The sequence below is a fragment of the Arsukibacterium ikkense genome (genome assembly GCF_000987775.1).
Classification (GTDB): domain Bacteria; phylum Pseudomonadota; class Gammaproteobacteria; order Enterobacterales; family Alteromonadaceae; genus Alishewanella; species Alishewanella ikkense.
Genome location: NZ_LAHO01000002.1, coordinates 99,859 through 122,899 on the forward strand (window position 1 = coordinate 99,859; position 23,041 = coordinate 122,899).

The 23,041-nt window shown below is 49.1% G+C and carries 22 protein-coding genes; 7 read left to right on the forward strand and 15 right to left on the reverse strand.

The genetic code is table 11. From position 1 onward, the window contains the following. Position 1: 1 nt before the first annotated feature. The 4 genes from WG68_RS02445 to WG68_RS02460 all read right to left on the reverse strand — a co-directional run bounded on the left by WG68_RS02445 (position 2) and on the right by WG68_RS02460 (position 2,540). The gene (locus WG68_RS02445; protein WP_046556071.1) at positions 2 to 370 is read right to left on the reverse strand and encodes a response regulator; all 369 of its coding nucleotides are present in this window, start codon (positions 368 to 370) and stop codon (positions 2 to 4) included. Continuing rightward, entirely contained in the window at positions 363 to 740 is a 378-nt protein-coding gene (locus tag WG68_RS02450; protein WP_046556072.1) for an Hpt domain-containing protein, read from the reverse strand. The genes WG68_RS02445 and WG68_RS02450 overlap by 8 nt, the downstream gene beginning before the upstream one ends. Next, positions 733 to 1,719, reverse strand: a complete 987-nt coding sequence (locus WG68_RS02455; protein ID WP_046556073.1) for a response regulator — start codon at positions 1,717 to 1,719, stop codon at positions 733 to 735. Before WG68_RS02455 ends, WG68_RS02450 begins: the two co-directional genes overlap by 8 nt. A 137-nt stretch (positions 1,720 to 1,856) precedes the next feature. Continuing rightward, positions 1,857 to 2,540: an RluA family pseudouridine synthase gene (locus WG68_RS02460; protein WP_046556074.1), complete on the reverse strand. Its 684-nt coding sequence runs from the start codon at positions 2,538 to 2,540 to the stop codon at positions 1,857 to 1,859. 132 nt (positions 2,541 to 2,672) lie between these two features. Between WG68_RS02460 and WG68_RS02465 the strand changes: the two genes are divergently transcribed. Beyond that, positions 2,673 to 3,392: a pseudouridine synthase gene (locus tag WG68_RS02465; RefSeq protein ID WP_046556075.1), complete on the forward strand. Its 720-nt coding sequence runs from the start codon at positions 2,673 to 2,675 to the stop codon at positions 3,390 to 3,392. A 91-nt stretch (positions 3,393 to 3,483) separates the two neighbouring features. Continuing rightward, a complete protein-coding gene (gene mscL / locus WG68_RS02470) occupies positions 3,484 to 3,885 on the forward strand; it encodes a large-conductance mechanosensitive channel protein MscL (protein ID WP_046556076.1) in 402 nt (133 codons plus the stop codon). Positions 3,886 to 4,083: 198 nt separating this feature from the next. Here the strand turns inward: mscL and WG68_RS02475 are convergent, their stop codons facing one another. Further along, positions 4,084 to 6,570, reverse strand: a complete 2,487-nt coding sequence (locus WG68_RS02475; protein WP_200897523.1) for a S9 family peptidase — start codon at positions 6,568 to 6,570, stop codon at positions 4,084 to 4,086. 347 nt (positions 6,571 to 6,917) lie between these two features. On the opposite strand from WG68_RS02475, the gene WG68_RS02480 reads away from it, so the two are divergent. Further along, positions 6,918 to 7,904, forward strand: coding sequence for a PEP-CTERM sorting domain-containing protein (locus tag WG68_RS02480; RefSeq protein WP_052748923.1), 987 nt, complete (start codon positions 6,918 to 6,920; stop codon positions 7,902 to 7,904). Positions 7,905 to 7,998: 94 nt separating this feature from the next. Here the strand turns inward: WG68_RS02480 and WG68_RS02485 are convergent, their stop codons facing one another. Next, the gene (locus tag WG68_RS02485; protein WP_046556078.1) at positions 7,999 to 8,604 is read right to left on the reverse strand and encodes an FMN-dependent NADH-azoreductase; all 606 of its coding nucleotides are present in this window, start codon (positions 8,602 to 8,604) and stop codon (positions 7,999 to 8,001) included. Positions 8,605 to 8,849: 245 nt separating this feature from the next. Here WG68_RS02485 and WG68_RS02490 point away from each other — a divergent pair, with 245 nt between their 5' ends. Both WG68_RS02490 and WG68_RS02495 read left to right on the forward strand, forming a co-directional pair. Beyond that, on the forward strand, positions 8,850 to 9,440 hold the full coding sequence (locus WG68_RS02490) for a sigma-70 family RNA polymerase sigma factor (RefSeq protein WP_046556309.1): 591 nt from the start codon (positions 8,850 to 8,852) through the stop codon (positions 9,438 to 9,440). After that, positions 9,424 to 10,110: a ChrR family anti-sigma-E factor gene (locus WG68_RS02495; protein ID WP_046556079.1), complete on the forward strand. Its 687-nt coding sequence runs from the start codon at positions 9,424 to 9,426 to the stop codon at positions 10,108 to 10,110. Before WG68_RS02490 ends, WG68_RS02495 begins: the two co-directional genes overlap by 17 nt. 111 nt (positions 10,111 to 10,221) lie before the next feature. Here the strand turns inward: WG68_RS02495 and WG68_RS02500 are convergent, their stop codons facing one another. Next, the gene (locus WG68_RS02500) at positions 10,222 to 12,477 is read right to left on the reverse strand and encodes an aminotransferase class V-fold PLP-dependent enzyme (protein ID WP_046556080.1); all 2,256 of its coding nucleotides are present in this window, start codon (positions 12,475 to 12,477) and stop codon (positions 10,222 to 10,224) included. 176 nt (positions 12,478 to 12,653) lie between these two features. Then, positions 12,654 to 13,370 (reverse strand): fatty acid metabolism transcriptional regulator FadR, encoded by a 717-nt coding sequence (gene fadR, locus WG68_RS02505; protein ID WP_046556081.1) that lies wholly within the window; start codon positions 13,368 to 13,370, stop codon positions 12,654 to 12,656. 172 nt (positions 13,371 to 13,542) lie between these two features. On the opposite strand from fadR, the gene dsbB reads away from it, so the two are divergent. Further along, complete coding sequence (gene dsbB, locus WG68_RS02510) at positions 13,543 to 14,076, forward strand: disulfide bond formation protein DsbB (RefSeq protein ID WP_046556082.1); 534 nt, start codon at positions 13,543 to 13,545, stop codon at positions 14,074 to 14,076. A 75-nt stretch (positions 14,077 to 14,151) separates the two neighbouring features. Here dsbB and WG68_RS02515 read toward each other — a convergent pair whose 3' ends face one another. The 4 genes from WG68_RS02515 to WG68_RS02530 form a co-directional block, all read right to left on the reverse strand. After that, a complete protein-coding gene (locus tag WG68_RS02515; RefSeq protein WP_046556083.1) occupies positions 14,152 to 15,846 on the reverse strand; it encodes a methyl-accepting chemotaxis protein in 1,695 nt (564 codons plus the stop codon). Between the two features lie 135 nt (positions 15,847 to 15,981). After that, positions 15,982 to 16,599 (reverse strand): FKBP-type peptidyl-prolyl cis-trans isomerase, encoded by a 618-nt coding sequence (locus WG68_RS02520; protein WP_046556084.1) that lies wholly within the window; start codon positions 16,597 to 16,599, stop codon positions 15,982 to 15,984. Between the two features lie 100 nt (positions 16,600 to 16,699). After that, entirely contained in the window at positions 16,700 to 16,990 is a 291-nt protein-coding gene (locus WG68_RS02525; RefSeq protein WP_046556085.1) for a YfcL family protein, read from the reverse strand. A 1-nt stretch (position 16,991) separates the two neighbouring features. Beyond that, positions 16,992 to 18,122, reverse strand: coding sequence for an ATP-NAD kinase family protein (locus WG68_RS02530; RefSeq protein ID WP_046556086.1), 1,131 nt, complete (start codon positions 18,120 to 18,122; stop codon positions 16,992 to 16,994). A gap of 191 nt (positions 18,123 to 18,313) precedes the next feature. Between WG68_RS02530 and WG68_RS02535 the strand changes: the two genes are divergently transcribed. Then, the gene (locus tag WG68_RS02535; protein WP_046556087.1) at positions 18,314 to 19,723 is read left to right on the forward strand and encodes a coniferyl aldehyde dehydrogenase; all 1,410 of its coding nucleotides are present in this window, start codon (positions 18,314 to 18,316) and stop codon (positions 19,721 to 19,723) included. A 53-nt stretch (positions 19,724 to 19,776) separates the two neighbouring features. On the opposite strand, the gene WG68_RS02540 is transcribed toward WG68_RS02535, so the two are convergent. From WG68_RS02540 to prmB, 3 genes are read right to left on the reverse strand one after another with little or no spacing between them, the layout of a single operon-like run. Continuing rightward, on the reverse strand, positions 19,777 to 20,937 hold the full coding sequence (locus tag WG68_RS02540) for an MFS transporter (RefSeq protein WP_046556088.1): 1,161 nt from the start codon (positions 20,935 to 20,937) through the stop codon (positions 19,777 to 19,779). Positions 20,938 to 20,961: 24 nt separating this feature from the next. Then, complete coding sequence (gene aroC / locus WG68_RS02545) at positions 20,962 to 22,062, reverse strand: chorismate synthase (RefSeq protein ID WP_046556089.1); 1,101 nt, start codon at positions 22,060 to 22,062, stop codon at positions 20,962 to 20,964. Further along, entirely contained in the window at positions 22,063 to 23,013 is a 951-nt protein-coding gene (gene prmB, locus WG68_RS02550) for a 50S ribosomal protein L3 N(5)-glutamine methyltransferase (RefSeq protein ID WP_046556090.1), read from the reverse strand. Between the last annotated feature and the right edge of the window lie 28 nt (positions 23,014 to 23,041).

Genomic DNA, 23,041 nt, shown 5'->3' on the forward strand with positions numbered 1-23,041 from the left:
CTTATTGTTGCAGACTCCTACCAAGCTCCGCTATGCTTTGGATTAAGGTCGCTTTACTGCAAGGCTTTGCCAGCACAGCGTCCAATACCAACTCCGCTGGTAACTGCTGTAAAGCCGCCTCAACATCACCGGTAATCAGTACCCGTTTAATTGCCGGGTAACGCTGCTGCAATTGCCACAGCAGCTCACTGCCCCGAATACCGGGCATTTGTTGATCAACCAGTACCATATCCACATTTGCTAATTCAGGCAGCAACCAAATGTGTTCTGGCTGCTGCACAAACTGGCATTGGTACGCTGCATTGTGCAACATTCGCTGATAGGCGCTTAGCACAAAGGCATCATCATCTATAAACAGCAGGTTAAGCATCTGCCGAGCCATACAGAAGCAAACTACTGGCCAGTTCTGTCTGTAATGCCGCCCAGATAGTAGTCAGCTCAGGCAAATGGTTGGCAAGCATTGTCTGGTCACGCTGTTTGGCTGCCTGCTCAACTAACTGGCTCCACTCCATTAACTGACAAGCCCCTATCAGGCCAGCCATACTTTTCAGGCTATGTGTCAGGCGGGCTATCTCAGCGTGATCTTGTTGCACTACGGCGTGCTGTAACTGGTTAATATACTTGGACGCTTCGCTTCGGAAGCGGCTTAACGCCGGGCAAATGGTGTCGGCGCTGTCATCACCGTACATATCTATTAATATTGCCAAATCCAATACCACCAGGCTCGCGGGCTTATTCATCAGCGGTCTCGTGTGTTACTTCATTTATCTGGATTAATGGTCGGCTGCAAGTTTGCATCCACCAATAAGCCAGGCGTTTCAGCAACACCAATACCTGACTATGATGTTTAATATTGATACTGTTTAATTCCTTAACATGAGGCTGTAACTTATCCAGACGCTGCTGAAACAGTAGCCAGAAATCACGCCGGTTGTCTTTCTGCTTGATGTTTTTGGAAATATGAAACAGATAGTCTGCTGCTTCACAGGCCCGCTTGCGCTCGCTTTCGATGGCAACCGGCTTACAATTTTCAACAAAGACGTTGTGGAAGCAACTAACATTAAAAGCGAAATTCCGCATACGCCGATCAAGCTGGAAATAACCGGTAGTGGCATGTTCAGGCCACACCAGGAACTCTTTCTTTTCTTTCTTTTCTTTCGCTTTACTGGCCGCTTCGCGTTGATCAACGTCATCTGCTTTAGGTTCGGGCAGCTCACGTACTATAGCAACACTAAAGGCGCGATCTTCTGTTGGTAGCTCAATGGCTTTCGCATAGTCAACGTCAGCGACAAGCTGCGCATAGTGACTCATCGGTTTAAGCACTTTCTTATGCTGTAAATGATACTGAATTTTGGCCGTTAAACCGGCCGACGTAATGGGCTTTACCAGAAAATCATTAACATCAAAAGCAATACTTTGTTCTATTACTTCGCGATAGGCATTGCCAGAGAAGATAATAATCGGAATATCGTATGGGGTCTGACTGAACATACCGGAGCGTACCCGCTGCGCCAGCTCTAAGCCAGAAGGGGCTTTCATCTCTATATCAGTAATCAGTAAATCAATACGTTCGTTCCCCAGGTATTCAGCAGCGGCTTTTCCATCCAGGGCTTTAATTGCACGACAGCCAGCAACCTTATTGACCACACCATACAAGAAATCACACATCAGTATGACGTCGTCGACCACCAGTACATGAATATTTCGTGTTAGCGTCATCAGTTTAGGCACCTGCAACTAGGTAAATAGATAAGAACATTTACAGCGCTCAGACCACTAAGTATAGACTTGCTTATACCTATTTCATTACCCAATAGCAAAAATTTATAAACAAACAAACCTGTTATCGGTAAGCGCTAATTTAGCGATTGAAAATCGGCAGGAGCATTCAGGGTAATGGGCTGGCCGCTAAGCGGGTGGTTAAAGCAAATATGGCAGGCATGTAACAGCAGACGCCCGGCTTTGGCAGCAACCTCAGGGGTACCATATAAGGTATCGCCTAAAATGGGATGACCTATTGCTTGTAAATGTAAGCGTAATTGGTGCGAACGGCCGGTAACCGGGGTTAACAACACCCGGCTTTCTGCTGCTTTTCTATCGCGGCTAAGCACCTGATATTGAGTTAATGATGCTTTGCCAGTTTGCTGGCAAATTTTATAAAGTGGCCGCATTGCCTCGTCAGCTGCAATCGGCAACTTAATTTCGCCGCGCTTAAGCGCCACCACGCCAGACACCACCGCTTGATATTGTTTAACAATAGTTCGTGCCTGAAATTGTTTACTCAGTTCAGACAGTGCTCGTTTGGTCAGCGGCAGTAAAACGATACCCGAGGTATCATAATCAAGCCGGTGAACTACTGTGGCTGATGGCCACTCGCGCTGCACGCGGTTAATTAAACAATCCTGGTTGGCCGGATGGCGTCCCGGTACAGTTAACAATTTGGCCGGCTTATTCACTACCAGCAGTTGCTCATCTTCATACAATACCGTAAAAGGTTCAGTGGTTGCCGGTAGCACGGCCAGTTCAGCTAAATCAGTCATTGTTCAATCAGACCCATGGTATAAGTTTTGTGGTAGCACAGTAAGTTTAGCCGCCATTATGCCCGATAAGCAGTTTGTCTGCTGGCGAAAATCCGCTATGCTGCATGCCAGATTGCCCGCAGAACCCGTTTTATGACCAACACCTTTACCTACCAGCCACCAACTGAGCCCTGGCTTGATATTTTATATCAGGATAAAGATATTATTGTGCTGAATAAACCCAGCGGCCTGCTGACCAATCCCGGGCGTGGCCCGGCATTGGCCGACAGTTTATTTAGCCGGGTTAAAGCCGAATTTGCGTTAGCCCAACTGGTGCATAGACTCGACTTAAGTACCTCGGGTGTTGTGGTAATAGCGCTAAGACGAAAAGCAGAACGCGAGTTAAAACGTCAGTTTGCCGAGCGGCTGGTTAAAAAGCGCTATCTGGCGGTGGTGGCCGGTCGGTTGCATACCAGCAGCGGCAGTATCGACTACCCCCTGGCAGTTGATCCTGAACAGCCACCACGCCAAAAAGTGTGTTATCAACATGGTAAGGCTGCATTAACCCAATACCGGGTGCTGCAGCAACTCGCCAGCTCAGCGTTGGTTGAGCTGTCCCCGGTAACGGGTCGCTCACATCAGTTACGGCTGCATATGCTGACCCTGGGCCATGCTATTCTGGGCGATGCTTTTTATGCGCCGCCGCAGATTCTGGCCGCTGCCCCTCGTTTATTGCTGCATGCTGCCAGTTTGCAGCTGCAGCACCCCTACTCGACTGAACCGCTTGAATTTTCAGCAGATACTGACTTTGTTAGCAGCAGTGGCCAACTAAAGTGGCCAATTGAAAATTATCTACTGCCGCATCGCTGGTAAATTAACTTACTGTGGCTATATTCTGTATAACTGTTGCGCCATGCTACCAATGGTCCGACAGCGAACAATGATAATAAAACAGGAGTTCACAATGAGTATGCTAGGTGAATTTAAGAGTTTTGCCATGCGTGGCAATGTGGTGGATATGGCCGTGGGGATTATAATAGGTGCTGCCTTTGGCAAAATTGTGTCATCCTTTGTTTCTGATGTGGTCATGCCGCCAATAGGCGTATTGCTTGGCGGGGTAGACTTTGCTGATTTGGTGATCCTTATTCAGCAGGAAACGGCAGAACAGGCGGCCGTTGCCATTAAATACGGCGCTTTTTTGCAAACTATTATTGATTTTCTGATTATTGCCCTGGCGGTGTTTGTTGGGGTAAAAGCGATGAATAGGATGAAAAAGAAAGAAGAAGCAAAGCCCGCTGCACCGGCTCCCACGCCGGCGGATATCGTGTTGTTAACTGAAATCCGCGACCTGCTGAAAAAACCTTAGCCGTTTTTAATTAGGTTAGCAGAATAAAAAAACGTCTCTTACAGAGACGTTTTTTTATCTATCTAAGCGCAAAGATTTCGGCAGCAATACCCGATTGTGCTCATCGCAGCAACTCGCCCTGCAGCCTACGGCAGGGCTCAGACACTCTGCGCCGACAAAATCGGGTTTCCTGCCTCATCACCGTTTTATTTTTGCATCTTACAAGTTCTGTTCAAATAACTTGTAAATTCGCCGGTATTCATCCAGCCAGCTGCTGGGCTGGCGAAAACCATGTGGCTCTACCGGGTAGATAGCCGTTTCAAAATCTTGTTTTTCCTGTTCAATTAAGCGTTGCACTAAACGCACCACGTCCTGGAAAAACACGTTGTCATCAACCATAGGCGCATTAATCAGCAGCGGCTTATTCAGGCCCTGACTAAAATAAATGGGTGAGCTGCGCTCATAGGCAATAGGGTCAATATCCGGCGTATTGAGAATATTCGAGGTATAGGGGTGATTATAATAAGCCCAGTCGCTAACTGGCCGCAGCGCGGCACCGGCCTGGAATAGCTCGGGTTCTTTAAACAACGCCATAAAGGTCATAAAACCACCGTAAGAGCCACCATAGGTACCGATACGCTTACGATCAACGTTAGCGTTGGCCACCAACCAGTTTACGCCATCCACTAAGTCTTCAATTTCCGGGGTGCCCATTTGCCGGTAAATGGCAGTGCGCCAGTCACGGCCGTAGCCTTTGGATGCCCGAAAATCCATATCTAATACAACATAACCCTGTTGTACTAACAGGTTATGAAACAGGAATTCGCGGAAATAACCCGACCAACCCAGATCACTGTTTTGCAGATAACCGGCGCCATGGTTAAACACAACTGCGCGGCGGGCTTCTCCCTGCTGATAATCAGCCGGGTAATAGACTTTACTGAACACCGGATGGCGCGTATGGTTCGACGGTACTGCCACGACTTGCGGCGCTACCAGTGGCAACGATTTAAACTCAGCCGACACGGTATCTGTCAATCTGACAACCTCAGCATTGGGCTGTGCCAGGGCCAAAAACAAGTCTTCGGGCATCAGGTTGGTAGAATGACGCAGCAGCAGCTTTTGTTCATCCGGCGCCAGCGTAAAATCGGTCATGCCGCCTAAACGGGTAAGCTGCTCGGTTGTTGCCGAGGCCAGATTAAGCCGGTATACCTCGTACACGCCTGGATGAGACACGTTCGCTTTAAAATACAGGTAGTCGTCGTTGCTGGTTAGTACCGGATTACTGACCTCAAAAGTACCATGGGTTAACTTTTTAGCGCTGCGGCTGTTTAACGGTTTGGTATATAAATGCGAGTAACCACTCTCTTCCGACAGAAAATATAAGGTTGGGCTGTTATTAAACCAGCCAAAATCATTAAAGGCGTAATTAACCCAGGCTTTATCATGCAAACGATGCTGTGGCACCAGCGTTTTTTTGGCAAAATCCACAGTGGCAATCCAGCGGTCTTTATTGTCAAAAGCTTTGAGCATAATGGCTACCTGCTCACCGCTGTTGTGCCAACGGATGGCGCTCTGGCTCCAGTACCAGTCGGTCATCAAACCAATGTCCCGGATCACTTTGCCACTTTTATATTTCTCACCTTTGGCTTTGGCGTTTTCAGCTTTCACCTCAGCCAGCACATCTTCGTTGTAACCTAGCAAACTGGTGTAGCTAAGCGGGTGTTGAGTGCCATCGGTTAACGATACCAGAAACAAGCGCTGTGGTTCGGGTTTAAAATCGTTAACCCGCCATCTTACCGGCTGCGCCGCAATATCACCGTTTTCGGTAATATAATTTGGCATGATGTCTTTTTCATTGCGTGGCTTAGCTTTGCGTACCGCCACCAGAATATAGTCTGCCTTTGGCGATAAACTGGCATCAACAATTTGCTGATCTTTACCAAAATACGCCGCTACCGGTGCTAAAGACGGATTAGCAGCATGTAATGCGGCTTTCGCTTCATGCTGCTCTGTTTTATCGCGCTGGGTTTTCGCAATGTAGCCAATCAGCTTGTGCTGTTCCTGCGCCAGATAGCCACTTGGCGTTGCTGGTGCTTTGGGCTTATCTTCCGTTTTCAGGCTAATCAGCTCGCTACTTAAGCCGGTGCTTAAGTCAACACTAAAATAGGTCCAACCCTGACGATAGATCAGCTGGTTATCAGCTAAAAACTGTGGCTGACTATGGTTGGCATTGCTGCGGGTAATTTGCTGCACCTGACCATCCGCCTGACGCACAAAAATATTACCTTCAAATACCCACGCCTGTAACTGTTTATCCGCCGAGTATTGTACATTGCTGCTGCCAATCTGGTGCAGCTGTGATAACGGCACCGTTACCCCATTATCCGCACCCGCTAACGGCCGCTGATACCAGTCAAGTAGTTCGCTGCCGGCACGCTTCTGCTGATAAAACACCTGGCTGCTGTCTGCTGCCCAAAATGCGTTTTGTGGTGAGCGCCCCAGCCAGTCAGGGTCGGCCATGATCTGTTCCATGCTGAGCCTGATCGCCGGATCGGTTTGATATACCGCAGCAGAAGTTACAACGGCGTTGTTCCAGGTTATGGGCTCGGCTTTGGCAAAACTGAGGTTGCTGGTCAGCAGCAAAGTGGCGCAAGCAGCACCTAACCAGGCAGCACCCGGCATAGTGTGGTGGAAAATTTTCATAGTTATGGTCTTGTACTAAATTAACGACCCCTTGTTATACAAAGCCTTGGCCTTGAACGCAACTGGATGCGGCTGAATAGCAGGAATCTGCGCTGGAATTAACATTGGCACAGTGGTGAAAAACGTCTGAAATATTTACAACTCTTTACAAAGCTTAACGTCTGCCATGGCAGCCGCTCTCATCACAAAGTATAACTTACTGTTTTTATTGCCTTTAAATCAATGTTGCCAGTTTGTGATTAACTGGCACTATTAATGCTTTATAAATTTTGTTGTAAGGCAAGGAGCACCGCATCAGGCAACCCTGTCTACAAAAGCAGTTTGTCATTAATTTTAAGGAGATAACAATGAACATACAACGCAAAATAGCTATGGCGCTTTCAGCTGTGCTATTGCTTATTGCGGGAACAGCACAGGCAGCACTTATCCCGTTTCAGACCTTTGTTGGCAATTATGGCGTATCAACCGATGGTTGGGGCTCAACCAGCCAAAGTGGCACTATCCGTGCCCTGGTACCAGAGGGAGCCACCGTCGTTGCAGCGTATCTGTACAGCTCTACGTTTACCAACCCGACGCTTGCCGGGGTTGGCGGGACGTTAGCCGGTAGTACGGTTGATTACAATACAAATCTTGGCACGATTCCGGCTCCGGCCTGTTGTGATTTAACAGCAGTTCGGGCTGATGTTACCAGCATTATTAAGCCTATCGTTGATGGTGGCATTGGCGGAGTCTATAGTTTTGATATTACTGAGACCTCTACCTCACAAGACGGCTCTGCGCTGGTCGTAGTATACAGTCATCCTGATCTGGGAATATCCACTGTAGGTATTCTTGATGGCTATGCCCGGGTTGATGGTGACACCACGTCTTTAAACTTCGCCGATCCGCTGGATCCGTCTGCGCCGGGCTTTTTCGCGCATATGATGTTAGGCATTGGTTTCAGCTGCTGTAATCAGGCATCAACGGTTGAGGTTAATGGCACCCTGATCACCAATGCCGCTGGCAACAACGATGACAGCGCTGATGGCGGAGCCAGTAATGGTAACCTGATTACCGTGGGCAGTTTTGATGACCCGTTCTCACCCTTTATGCCCAGTTACAACGAAGATACAGAGCGTTACAATCTGGTTGACTACCTGAGCAATGGTGATACCAGTATTAACATCCGCACTACCAACGCCAGCCGTGATGACAATATCTTTCTGGCGGTATTTCATGTATCCGGCGAAGCGGGCGTCAATGCGCCACCGCCTGGCATTTCTATTCCAGAACCGGGTACTTTAGCGCTGTTCGCGCTGGCACTATTTGGACTGCGGCGGCGCCTGCAAAGCTAATTAGGTTGCTTTAAATAAAATGCGCAGTTTATCTGCGCATTTTATTTATCATCAACCCTAGATAAATGCCTGATTGTACTCGCCAGAAATGATATTACGCCGCGACTTTTTCGCTTAACTGGCCCAACTGTTGCCGGGCGGCAACTAACGCTTTCTCGGCAGCCTCAGCGCCCATATTTAAGCCCTCAGCATAGACAAAATGCAATTGCGTTAAACCCACAAAATTAAAGAAGGTTGTTAAAAATGGCGTCTGACTGTCGGCAGCAGTGCCCTGATACAAGCCACCACGGGTTGCCAGTACAATTACCGGCTTATCAGCCAGCAAACCAACAGGCCCTGTTTCGGTATATTTAAACGTCACCCCAGCTCGTGCCAAACGGTCAAGCACAGATTTAAGCTGTGACGGAATACCAAAATTGTACATAGGCACGCCTACCACGATAACATCCGCCGCTTGCACCTGACTGATTAAATTATCAGAATACCCAGCCAGCTTTTCCTGCTCGGTTGTTCTGTCTGCTGCAGCTGTCATCCAGGCAGCTATTTCCGCCATTTCCAGGTGAGGTAATGGCGCTTTGTTAAGGTCTATTTCAGTAACTTTAATATCACTACCCAGCTCAGTGATAAAGGCTTGGCTTAACTTGTGCGAATGGCCATTATCACCGCTAATAGAACTGTTTATCACCAGTACATTTTTCATAATTATCTCCTTACTCATCTTAATGACATGATACATCAAAATAATAGGATGTTAATTGCATTAAAACGCACATTACTATCTATTTTTTGCATGCAAATGCAACAAACCAGTCGACATCAGCCTGCGTAAAAATGGGTGAATTTAATAAACTGAAGCTAAGCCGGGAATAAACAAATATGTTGGAAACTACCGCGCTAACAGGGCATCATGACGTTTTAGCCAAACAAAAGCGAATCAGTCAACCGATGACGATAATAACGAACAGTGAACCGCGCACCGGCCAATGGGAAGATGCGCTGACCCTGGTGGCGCTGAATCAGGACAAAGACGCTTATGCCGAGTTGTTCAAATATTTTGCACCCAGACTAAGAGCCTTTGGCATGAAAATGTTTGGTAACGAACAGCAAGCCATGGAGATGGTGCAGGACGCCATGCTAAATGTGTGGCGTAAAGCCCAATTGTTTGATGCCAGTCGTGGTTGCGCCTCTACCTGGATTTTCACCATTGCCCGTAATGTTCGGTTTGACATGTTACGGAAAAAACAGAGTCGCAAAGATGATATCAGTGCAGACGATCTGTGGTTTGATGGCGATTACCCGGAGCAGGAAAGTAATAGTAGCGAGCATTGGGATACCATGCTGATGAGCGAAAAGCTGGCGCCGCACTTTGATGCGTTGCCACCAGCACAACGCATGGTGATGCAAAAAGTATATTTAGAAGAAAAGTCGCATCAGGAAGTGTCTGATGAATTGGCAATACCCTTAGGTACAGTGAAATCACGGATCAGGTTGGCACTGGATAGATTGAGAGAGGCATTAGATGACACACGCAGTTAAATTTCATCCCGGCTTAATGTTATTAGAGCAATATGTCGAAGGTTCGTTGTCTGCCGATGTCGCTCTGGCGGTGTCTGCTCATATTGATCTGTGCCCACACTGCCAGCAGTTAAGCAAAGATATTACCAATGATCAGGCGGCAGTACTGGCAGAGCAGGCCGTGATAGAGCGGGACAGTTCGCAGGAATGGCAGCAAATGCTGGATTTTATAACAAACCAACCACGATCAGCGGGGGCAGACAGCCAGCGCTCTGCTTTACCGCAGTTGGCCAGCGTGACGGTTAATGGTAAAACATTCGAAATTCCAAGGGCACTGGCGCGCCTGGCTGAGAAGCAGAATAAATGGCTGCATCTTGGTGGCATTGCCACAGCTAAACTACCCACCGCAGATAAACAGCATGTTTCACTGCTTTATATTGATAAAGGCACAGAAGTACCTAACCATACTCACTTAGGGTTAGAAATGACGCTGGTACTGGCCGGTAAAATTGTTGATGAAAATGGTGAGTACGGTGTCGGCGATTTATTAATTAACTCGCCTGATGATACGCATACTCCCAGAACGCTGGCCGATGAAGATTGCCTGTGTTTGTCGGTACTAAGTGCGCCGTTAAAATTCAACAAGGGTTTAACCCGTTTATTAAACCCATTACAGCAGTTCTTTTATTAAACTTTAATTTAGATTATGTAGTAGCAGGAAGTATTAGCTTGGTGGAGCAAGCGTTGGCGCCGTGATTACGGCGCTTTTTTTATGGCCGTAATTTGTTCAACAAATGATGCCCTACTGCAGCATAGCCATACCACCACTTAAATTATAAACCGTAGCAAAACCAAACCGACGCAACACTTTACAGGCCAACAGGCTGCGGTTACCACTGCGACAAACCAATAGCAAAGGCTGCGCAGGGTGCAGTTGCTTGCGTAACAAGGCATCGCAAAGTTTTGATAAAGGCACTTCCAATACGCCGGTTGAAGCAGGCAAATACGCCTGCAATGGCCCTGCAGTTTGCTCGTGTGGTTCACGCACGTCGATAACTTGCAGTCTGGGTTGTTGCAACAGCAGTTCTGCAAGTTCTGCTTTATCAATCAACTTGCTGGCATCAGTTGCGGCCACTTCTACCAGGCCACAGTAATAGTGGCTGGCTTGTTGCAACACTGCAGTCTGGACATTAAGTTGCTGCTGCCAGTGTGCGGGTGGCTCTCCGGCCAGTAATCTGGCAAATAACTCTGTTTCCTGTATCGCCAGAGCCAGAGTGGTAGCAAAACGCTGTGCATAATCATGACTGGATAAAATTAAGGTATCGGGACGGATATGCTGCGCCAGTTGCTGAATACTCTGCTGCAGCTGGTTAGCGTCACCATCAGCTAAATCAGTGCGGCCTATGCCGCCGGGTAAAATTAAATCGCCAACAAAGGCAGCAAGCAGTTGCTGGTGCTGCTGCAGAATAATGCTGATTGCCCTGGCGCAATGCCCCGGCGTTGCCAGCCTGGTTAATTGATAATGCCCCAGTTCAAGTTGTGGCGTAGCCACTGGCCAGCCAAATTCATCACAGTTTTCATCAGTTAGGTGCAGCATCTGGCGCAGCAAAGGTGCCGCATGATCTGCCTCGCCGGCGTGCTGATGGGTCTGCAGTATTGCCACCAATTCAAGCTGGCGGCCCTGAATAATATTTACCATACGGTTAAGTAAGGCCGCTACCGGATCAATCACCACAGCCTGAGCACTGTCAGAGTCAATCAGCAGGTAGCTGCAACTGTCTTCATGCTTCAGTTGCAATAAACCGCTGGCATGGATCTCCAGAGTTGGGGTGGCATCAGTTACCACTAAGCAGTGTTTATTCACCACCGCTGTTAAGGCTTTGATGGCCTGGCAGGCATCATGGCATTCCGTCGCGGTCATTGCTGGCCCGAACGATAAACGGATAGCGCCCTGGCTGCGCCAGGCCGGCAGCCCCATCGCATCAAGCACAAAACTACTTGGTATTTTTGAGCTACAGGCCGAACCAGAGCTGATGCGAATACCAGCAGCATCAAATAAATCCATAATGTCTTTGCTATAAAACCCCGGTACTGAAAAATTAATGGTGGTTGGCACGATATAGGGCGGCTCACTATTAAGCACCAGCTCAGGAAAGACCTGCTTAAGTGCAGCCAGCAATTCAGCCCGGTACTGCCATAACAGGGGTTCGGCTTGAAACACGCTACCGTCCTTGCGTTGCAGCTCAGCTAGTACCGCGCCCAAAGCGGCAATACCGGGTAGGTTTTCGGTGCCCGAACGTAAACCGCCCTCCTGCCCACCACCAATAATAAACGGCTGGTAAGGTGCACTGGCTCTGACATACAGAAAACCAATGCCTTTCGGGGCATAAAGCTTATGACCACTAAAGGGGGCATAATCAATAGTGGTTGTGGCCAAATTAAGCGACATTTTACCCAACGCCTGCACGCAATCGACTAACCAGTAAACATTCGGGTTAGCATCACGAATGCACTGCTCAAGCTCTTTCAGCGCTTGGCTTACTCCCGTTTCGTTATTGGCAGCCATGGTGCAAATAAGCCCGGCGGCCGGCGCATGCTGACGAATAAAGGCGAAATCCAGTTGGCCATGTTGATCAACCGGAATGGCTATAATGCTGGCATTCAGTTGCAACACGCTGTTCCAGTGTTTCAGGCTCTCCGGTACCGCTTTATGCTCGGTCGCACCATACAGCAATAAAACAGTTGGCCCGGTTTTTCCCTGCTCACGCAGGGCCAGCATGGCTGATACTACCGAGCTTTGAATACCTTCTGTCGCGCCTGAGGTAAACAGAATGCGGCCCTCGCCTGCACCAGTAACCTGCCGCGCCAGGCTGCGGGCATGCTCCAACGTCGCTTTGGCTTTAATACCCGTGGCATGGCTGCTACTGGGGTTGCCAAATTGCTGCTGCATACATTGCATAGCTGCTACAGCCGCTAACGGCAACACCGGCGTAGTAGCATTACTGTCTAAATAAATTTCTGCGGGTCGAAGCCGGGGCGTTAGCGGTATTGCGGTCATCTTCAGGCCTTTTTAGCAAATTACTTGCACTGCTTATAGCTAAAAGAAATATCTTATAACTTTGTGCAACCTATAATGGTGCATAATAAATGGCAGTCAGCAAAACAACAAGCTTTGCCGGGTTTATCCGGGCCGTTTTCTGCTATAAAAAAGGCTGCACCTGGCAGCCTTAAGCATTATTCAATGAGGTCTTTGGGAATATCGGGTCGTAACTCTGCCCATATTTTACCACTCTCAATGCCATATTTACGCACAGCCATTACCACTTCATCATGTTTCCCGGCTTCGGCATACTGCTTTAACTGCGCGTAATACTTGCGGGCCAGCTCACGTGCCGCCGGATGAGAGAAATAAAACCGGGCAATTTTGTTATATAAACCACGAAAGCCATTTAAGATCAGCACATAAATCCGGTTCGACGAATGTAAGGCGAGTTCATGGTTTAAATTATAATCAAACTCAGCAAAGGCAGCCGGCGTATCATCCAATACTTCTGCCCCGGTGAAGGCCGCAATCACCTCGTGCTGATGCGTTTTGATAGCACCGCGAATATAAATAGCGCTAATGTTAGTTCGGGCTGACAGTAAATCATCCACCAGCTTGGGCATTTGATCTTCATCTAACCGCGCCAGTGTTTCCAGAATATTCAGGCCTGAGGTTTCCCAGTAGTTATTCACCTTAGTGGGTTTGCCGTGCTGAATAGTCAGCCAGCCATCGCGCGCCAGGCGCTGCAACACTTCACGTAAAGTCGTTCTGGTCACGCCAATCAGTTCAGACAGTTCGCGTTCTGCCGGTAATATAGATCCTGGAGCGAATTTACCGTTCCAAATTGAATCAACGATGTATTCTTCTGCAAAACCAGCAGGGCTTTGCGCTTTAATCAGATTGGTCATGCCAAAAATCCGTCAGGGTGGTTATCTAAGTTGACTGATTGTACCAGAGCGCGGTCAGTTAACAAGTCGGCACAGAAAAATAGCAGAGCTGGTTTAACACAACAATTGTGTAATCGACTTAAATCCCTTAAATTAGCCAATTAGCTGAAAGTAAAACATTATGGGAATATTTATGCTGGCTACAATAAAAAAAATATCGCGCCATCGTTTGTCCTGGCTATTACTCTTTATCAGTGCCCTGGCCCTGATTGGTTGCGGCTTGTATTTTCAGTACGGTTTAAACCTGCAACCTTGTATTAAGTGTATTTATATCAGAGCGGCCTTCGCCGGAATACTTGTCGCGGCTTTGCTGGGGCTACTGGCACCCAAACAAAGCATGATCAGGCTGTTGGCTATTGCCTTGTGGCTCACCAGCGCGGCCATTGGCGTGTATCAGGCCGCAGAGCTGGTTAATATTGAACAAACCCTGGCTGCAGGAGGTTTTAGCAGTTGCGCCTTGTTCGCTGAATTTCCAGCCTGGTTAGCACTGGATAAATGGTTGCCCGGCGTGTTTGAGGTAACGGGCAGCTGCGGCGCAGTAGACTGGCAGTTCTTAGGTCTTAGCATGGCGTACTGGAGCATGCTTATTTTAGCCGCTTATCTGCTGACGGCAGTAATAATACTAATCAGTCAACTAGCGCGGATCTCGAATAACCCTTACCGCTAGCGTCCGTCGCTAACAGTTTACAGTTTACAGTTAACGATAAAGCCTTGTAACAGAAAGGCTTTATCGTTTTACAGCTTAAACCCTGTAGCTACCAACCAGCTGACTGAGTTCAGCAGCAAGATTATTCAACTTGCGCGACGTCTCACCTGCGGTCCTGGTACCCGCTGCGGTTTCTTCTGTTACCACCACAATCTGGTGAATATTTTCATTAATAGCACCGGAAACATGCGTTTGCTGTTCAGCAGCCGTGGCAATTTGCGCATTCATATTGTTTATAGTGATAACAGCAGCACTAATACTGTTTAGTGCTAACTCTACCTGATGAATCTCAGCAACACTGCTCGTACTGCTTTGTCGCAGGTTTTCGATTAAATTAATAGCCGCGCTAATACCCGCCTGCAAACGTTGGATCATTTGCTGGATTTCCTGGGTGCTTTTCTGAGTGCGACTTGCCAAGGTGCGTACTTCGTCAGCAACCACCGCAAAGCCACGCCCCGCTTCGCCCGCCCTGGCCGCTTCAATGGCTGCATTAAGTGCCAGCAAATTAGTTTGATCAGCAATGCTACGAATGACATCCAGCACACCACCAATATTATCCGACTCATGGCTAAGTTCACCAATAACCTCAACCCCATGGCTAACTTGCTTGGCAAGACCGTCAATTACTTTCACCGTATTATTTAAGGTTATCTTAGAATCAGTAACCAACTCTTCAGCACCCGCGGCGGCCGTAGACGCTCGCATAGCACTGTCAGCAACTTCTTGTGACGAAGCCGCCATTTCATTCATAGCCGTTGCAACTTGATCACTTTCTGATTGCTGTCTGGCAACACCGCTTTCAGATTGCGCCATAGTTTTTTCTAAACCACTGGCACTCTGGGTTAAAGTGGTACTTGAACTGGCTACCTGAGCCACCAAATCACGAACTTGCTGCGCAAAGCGATTAAAAGCCTGAGCCAGTTGTGACAGTTCATCATTGCCACTAACTGCTAATCTGTGAGTCAAATCACCACCCCCTTCAGCAATGTTGGCCATCGCCGCAACAGCATTTTTCAGGGGTTTGATAATACTCCCCACCACTAACAACGCTAACAAGGTAATGCCAATCAACGCCAACAAAGCAGTAATAACCGAGCGGGTTAAACTGGCATTAAGAGAACTGTCAACCCGTTGTTGCATCACGCCGACCTGAGTATCAAGACTATCAATCCAAAAACCAGTACCCAGCATAAGTCCCCATTTATTTAGCTCTTCGGCATAACCCAACTTTGGTGATGTCTGGCCTGTTTCCGGGTTATTCCAGTGGTAATATAAATAACCGCTACCATCACGAGCCGCCTGCCATAAACCACGGATAACTTCTACACCATTAGGATCAGCCAGTCCCATCAGGTTGCGACCTTCCAGTGCAGGGTTAGCGGCATGCATGACACTTACACCTTGTTGGTCATACACAAAAAAATAGCCCATGCTGCCACTGTCATCAAAGCGAAGTTGCCTTAAAATTTCCAGCGCTTGTTGACGGATAGCCGGATCAGTTGTCGCATCAGGATTCTGATACAAATGCGCAATGGCCGTTCTGCCAAGCTGCATAAAGTTTTTAATGACCTGTTGCTGGCTGTCTTTAAAAATTACTTCGAAGTGGCTTACCCCTTGCTGGCCCAAATCACGTGCCTGATACAGGTTAAAAGTCACCAGCAAGATAGCTAACAAGGTGCTGGGCAACAGTGCCAGCAATAGAATTCGGTTTTGGATGGTCAGGTTTTGCATCAAGCGGCTCTACTTATTCATTTAGCAAAAAACAAAGTATAGAATATTTTCGCCAAATAACTGTATATCTGCATGTTCAGGAAAAAAAAAGCCCTGCAATTGCAGAGCTTTACAAACAGGAAACCTTGCCGTGTTTTAAACGATAGCCAACAGCTCAACGTCAAATACCAGGGTGCTGTATGGGGCGATAGCATTACCGGCACCACGTTCACCGTAGGCCAGGTTTTGTGGTACGTATAAACGCAGCTTGGAACCCACTGCCATTAACTGCAGCGCTTCAGTCCAGCCGGCAATCACGCCAGACACCGGAAACTCTGCCGGCTCGCCGCGCTGATATGAGCTGTCAAATACGGTACCGTCAATCAGGGTGCCATGATAATGGGTGCGCACGGTTGAAGCGGTAGTCGGCTTTTCGCCTTCTGCGGCAACCAGTACTTCATATTGCAAGCCAGAAGCGGTTACTGTTACTTCAGCACGTTTGGCATTTTCTGTCAGAAACATTTCACCGGCTTCAGCCAGCGCTTTGGCTTTTTCCTGCTCAGCGCCTTGCATCCGCTCGCTGATCACACCAAAGGCCGCACGGATTTGCTCTTCGCTAACTTCAGGTGTTTGTTCGTTATAGGCAGCAGCTAACCCGGCTGCTACTGCAGTAATATCTAAGCCGTCAAATGGATTATCGGCTAACTGCTGACCCATTTGTAAACCAATACCATAGCTGGCGTGTTGTTCTAGCGTTGCATATTTATCAGACATAAATTCCACTTATTGCTGAGCTGCCTTAAGCACATTATTGCCAGGCAGGAGTTAAATTCGGCCAGTATAGTACCCTATCGCCGGGCTAATGTCTTGCCACTCAGGCGGCGATAAGCTGCAGCTGCTGCCACAATTGCTGCACATGCAGCTGATCTTCATAGTTAAGCTCACCACTGGCAATAGCTTTTGCCAGGCTATCATCCACCCATTGGCACAGTTGTGCTTTATCAAAAGGCTCTGCTGCCACTTCCAGACTGCCTACCGCTAAATCGAAATGGCCGCGCAAATAGCCTGCAGCAAATAATTGATCATCGGTTGCCTGGGGGGTCAGGTGATCAAAATAGTCAGCCACCGCATCAATATATTGCCCGGGTTTAGTGTGTTGGGTCATGCTATTCCTCGTCTTCATAGCCTAAACGGTAAATGACATAGTCGTTGTAACCGGTCAGTACATTTAATAAACCATGTAGTGCTTTGTCTAAAGCCTGATCGCCGGTATCCGCCAGCAGTGGCCTGCCGTTTAATTGCTGCAGTTTCGTTTTAGTGGCAAGCAGGATAATATTTTCCCGGCCAATACTTTTAATAACAGCAGGAGATAGCTGCTGATTGCCGCGACCAAACACGTGCCCCTGGCCACCAATCAGGGTAATAACCAGCTTGCTGGGGTAATCCGTTACCAACGCCAGCAGTTCGGCCGCAGTAACATCACTGGCAATAAGCTGGCCATTTTCCACCACATCGACCCCCAGCAAGGTGTTTGCCAGGCCAAGTTCAGCCATTACCGCAGCAACGGTGCTGCCTGATCCCATCACATAGCGAACATTATCTTCCATGATAGCGACGACATAGGCCGCTAAATCGTCCAGCACCAATTCTTCAGACTCTTTGCCAGCGGCTTTAACGCTTTGTACATACCTAAGCTCCGCCGGAATACGCATTTCACCATATCGGCGCGCCTTTACGACACCATGCCGAAACGCGGTTTCGTCAATATCCATTACCGGCGCTTCTGCCAGCGTAACCAGCTGGCCACTGATTAACCGCTGCACCAGTTTGCCGGCAGCCTGCGGTGAAATAGCATAGACCCCGGAATGAATTTTACAGCCAGCGGGTATACCCAATACAGTAGTGTTATCACCTAATACACTGCACAGGTTGCGGGCCGTGCCATCACCACCGGCAAACAGCAATAAGTCGACACCCTGCTTTGCCATCGCCAGTGCGGCCTGTTCGGTGTCGGCTGCCACCGTGGGTTGTGTAGCCGGGGTATAGCAAACCTGATAATCCAACCCTAACTGCTGGCATAAAACGGCTCCCATCTCGCCGGCAACCGTCACGATTTGAAACTGGCCTTTCATTGCATGCAGTTGGCGAAGGGCCACCGCCGCACGCTCGCCAGCCATAGGCACCGCACCTAGCGCCAGAGCCTCTGCAGCCACGCCATCGCTGCCTTTGAGTGCCACAGCACCGCCCAGGCCTGCCAGCGGATTAATAATAAGCCCTAAGCGAAATGGATTAATCATGTGAGCAGGGTTGTCCAGAAGCAAGTATACCGATGGCGCGCATTGTAACGATTTCCCCTGCCGTTGCCCAGTGTTGCCAGCGCATCCAGCCGACGAGTGAGCATATTTCGCTAGCTGTTGTGACAAGCTTGCCGCACTGGTCTGACTGGTTTAGAGTACTAACACCTTTATACCTTCAGGTACCCGGATTTATGTCAGAGCTTCAGCCACAATTTCAACAGTTAAAACAGGCGTATGCCCTTTGCCCTTATCCGGGATATCAGCAACGGCAGCAGCAACTTAACGCTCTGCGCCAGGCCATTCAACAGCACAGCACGGCTTTATGCGCAGCGGTAAGCACCGACTTTGGTTATCGCAGTAGCGATGAAACCCGCCTGTTGGAAATAATGCCTTCGCTTAGCGGCATTGATTACCATCTCAAGCATTTAAAGCGTTGGTTAAAACCTGAAAAACGCCAGGTCCATTACAGTTTTATGCCGGCCAGTAACCGGGTTATTGCCCAGCCGCTGGGTGTGGTTGGCATAATAGTACCGTGGAATTACCCCATTTACTTAGCGCTAGGGCCATTAATGGCCGCTATTGCCGCCGGCAATAAAGCAATGTTGAAATTATCTGAATATACCCCCGCCACCAACCAGGTGCTGAGCCAGATCTGCCAGCAAGCATTCAACACTGTTGTAGTAGTAATTGAAGGCGATGCCGATGTTGCCGCCGAATTTTCGCGCCTGCCTTTTGATCATCTGCTGTTTACCGGCTCTACGGCAGTGGGCCGTAAAGTAATGCAGGCGGCGGCAGCCAATCTTACACCGGTAACGCTGGAGCTTGGCGGTAAAAGTCCGGTGCTTGTTGCGCCAGATGCCGATATTAGGCAAGTTGCCAAGCGGATCTTGTTTGGTAAAACCGCTAATGCCGGCCAAACCTGTGTGGCACCAGACTATGTGCTGGTGCCGGCAGATAAACTGGAGTTGTTAATTACTGCACTTTGCAAGGCGTTTGGCGAGTTTTACCCTGATTTTGCCACCAACCCGGATTACAGCGCGGTGATCAATCAGGCGCAATATCAGCGGCTGCTGACCATGCTGCAACAGGTGCAACAAAGTGGTGCCAGAGTTATTAACTGTGATAACAGCGGTGCTGGCTTGCCCGCTAGCGCCAATGAAGAGCGACGGTTGGCGCTACAATTAATAGTAGGTGCGGCTGAAGCTAGCCCGTTACTGCAACAGGAAATTTTTGGCCCGCTACTGCCCATAATCCCCTATCACACGTTAGACCAGGCACTGCAATATATTCAGCAGCGGCCAAGACCACTGGCGTTATACCTCATGAGTAATAATAAAGTGCTTCAACAACAGGTGCTCGAGCAGACTCATGCCGGAGGGGTTTGTATTAACGATACGCTGGTGCATGTGGCCCAGGAGGACTTGCCCTTTGGCGGCATTGGCCCATCGGGCCTGGGCAGTTATCATGGCAAAGAAGGCTTTTTGCGCTTTTCGCATCAGAAAGCCATTCACCAAAAAGGCTGGTTTAACAGCGGCCAGTTTATTTACCCACCTTTTAACCGCAAATTATTTAAATCCTTACTGGGTTGGTTAACTCGTTAAAGAATCTGCATCTGTCAGCGTGGGCAATCCGGTTCTCGCTTCGATTATCTTCCTTAGGCAATATCCGCAATTTTCTTCGGCAAGGCTAATACCAGCAAACAGGCCAGTAACGCAAAGCCGGCGGCAAAGACAAAGGTGCTAACAGCGCCTGTGCCATTTTGCCAGCTAAAGCCCGCCAGATAGGCACCGATAGCCCCGCCTCCGCCAAAAATAAGGCCGGCATAAATAGCCTGGCCGCGGCCACGCTGGGCTTTGGGGAAAATTTGCTGAATAAACTGCATGGCGCAGCTATGGGCAATGGCAAAACTTCCTGCATGCAGCAACATACTGAGCGCCAGCCACCAGCCAGAATGCGCTAACAAGGCTACCATCAACCAGCGAACGGCCGTTAAACCATAACAAATGCCCAACAACAAACGATAACTGCGGTTGCGCATAATGCGCCCGGCATAATAGAAAGCCACTATTTCAGCCGCCACCGCTAAGCTGATCAGTAAGCCGGTTTGGCTACCGGAATAACCTAAATCACGGCTATACAGGGTAAAAAAACCGTAAAACGGTGCAAAGCTGACTTGCATCAGCAGCGCAGCCCCCATAAAAATCCACAATACCCTGTGCTTAGCCATTTGCCGGTAAGAAAGCGTTGCAGCTGTGGCGTCATACGCGGGTGTCAGGGCAGGCAGGTTAAACAAACAAAATACTAACAGCAGCAAAAAGGCCAGCGCAGCGGCTGGCATAAACTCACTGCCATATTGCTGATACAACCAGCCACCCAACATCACCAGCACAATATAGCCAACACTGCCGGCCGAGCGAATGCGGCTGTATTGCTCGGTATTGTTATTCAGAAACAGAAAAGCAGACACTTCCAGCTGCGGCAAAATGGCGGTCCAGAAAAAACTAAATAGCGCCAGCGCTGCCAGCAGCAGCCCAAAACCACCATCGATAAAGCTGCCCAACCAGCCAATACAGGCAAGAACTGCTCCCAATTGCATTATGCGCAAAGGTTTGCTGCTACGCTCGGCTAAACCAGCCCAGATAGCCGGCCCAACAATGCGGGTAGCAGTTACGATGGCCAGCATCAAGCCTATTTCACGGGAATCAAAGCCACGACCGTCCAAAAATAAGCCCAGGTAAGGCACAAAGATGCCCAGCACCCCAAAATACGTAAAGTAGGCCAGCGCTAAGGCTGGCCTGGCGGCTATTAGTGTCATAACGTCCTGAAGATAAGTAAGCGGTTATTTGCCGACTCGGGCTATATCTGGCGTATTAACGCTAACCCCGGCATTTTGCGCCCGATGCCGCAGTAAGTGATCCATCAGTACAATGGCCAGCATGGCTTCGGCAATGGGTACAGCCCGGATACCGACACAGGGGTCGTGCCGGCCTTTGGTCACCACCTCGATCACCTCACCATGCACGTTAATACTTTTACCGGGAATACTGATGCTTGACGTGGGTTTTAACGCCATACTTACCTTAATATCCTGGCCAGACGAAATGCCGCCCAGGGTGCCACCGGCATGGTTAGAATTAAAGCCATCTGGTGTCAGTTCGTCGCGGTCGGTTGAGCCGCGCTGCTCCACCACCGCAAAACCGTCGCCAATTTCTACCGCTTTTACCGCGTTAATGCTCATCATCGCATGGGCAATGTCGGCATCGAGCCGATCAAACACCGGCTCGCCAAGACCCACTGGCACATTCGTCGCCACGACATTAACCCGGGCACCCACCGAGTCACCGTCTTTTTTCAGCTGGCGCATATACTCATCAAGTGCTGCTAATTTATCCGGATCCGGGCAAAAAAACGGGTTATTCTGCACTTCATCCCAAAGTAGCTTTTCTGCTTTTACCGGACCTAACTGCGCCAGATAGCCCCGAATTTCAATACCACAATGTTCTTTTAAATATTTTTTGGCAATAGCCCCCGCGGCCACCCGTACCGCAGTTTCCCGCGCCGAGGAACGGCCGCCACCGCGGTAATCACGAATGCCAAATTTATGCCAGTAGGTATAGTCGGCATGGCCCGGGCGGAACACCTCTTTGATATTGGAGTAGTCCTGTGAGCGTTGATCGGTGTTATCAATTAACAGACCTATGCTGGCACCGGTGGTGGTGTCTTCAAACACCCCGGACAGGATTTTCACCAGATCTTCTTCCCGACGCGCTGTGGTGTAACGCGAGGTACCTGGCTTGCGCCGATCTAAGTCAAGTTGTAAATCCTCCGCCGTTAAACGCATGCCTGGCGGGCAGCCGTCAACAATACCGCCGATTGCAGGGCCATGGCTTTCACCAAAGGTGGTGACTTTAAACAATTGACCAATGCTGTTGCCGGCCATTTAGCTCTCCTCAAACAAGTGTTGGTAAGCGATGAGCTGAGCTTTGCTCAGCGCAAACACGCCAAGACCACCGGCAGTAAATTCTAGCCAGTTGAATTGGACGTCTGGATATCTATCCTGCAATTCAACCATACTATTGCCTACTTCACAAATTAAAATACCCTGCTCGGTAAGGTGGGTCGCCGCCTGCGCCAGAATACGGCGGGTAAGCTCCAGGCCATCATGGCCAGAGGCCAGGCCTAATTCGGGCTCGTGCCGGTATTCTTCTGGTAAATCAGCCATATCCTCCGCATCGACATAAGGTGGATTAGTGACAATAACATCATACTGCTGCCCGGTTAAAGCGTCGTAGCCGTCAGATAAAATCGGGTACACCCGATCCAGCAAACCGTGCTCATTAATATTAATATCAGCCACTGCCAGTGCGTCCGGGCTAATATCCACGGCATCAACCTGGGCATCAGGAAAGGCGTAGGCGCAGGCAATGGCAATACAGCCAGACCCGGTGCATAAATCTAAAATACGTTGCGGCGCAGCGGGCAGCTTAAAGCGGGCAAATTTTTCGTTTATCAGCTCTGCTATCGGCGATCGCGGCACCAGCACCCGCTGGTCAACATAAAACGGTAACTGGCAAAAGTAAGCCTGATGCGTCAGATACGCAGCGGGTATTCTCAGCTCTATCCGCTGGATTAACAGATCGACAAAAGCCCGGCGCTCAGTTTTGGTCAGCCGGACAGTTAATAATTTATCGTCAGTCAGTGGTGGCAAAAACAAACTATGACATAACAGCACAGCAGCTTCGTCCCAGGGATTGTCTGTGCCGTGGCCCAGATAAACGCCGGCTTCATTAAAGCGGCTGACCGCAAAACGCAGCCAGTCATGCACTGAAACCAATGCCTCCAGCGCCTCGTTAACGCTACTTTCTGCAAACATCGGGGGTAGATCGGCCATAACAGTATTCGCTCTTTGTAAAAAATGG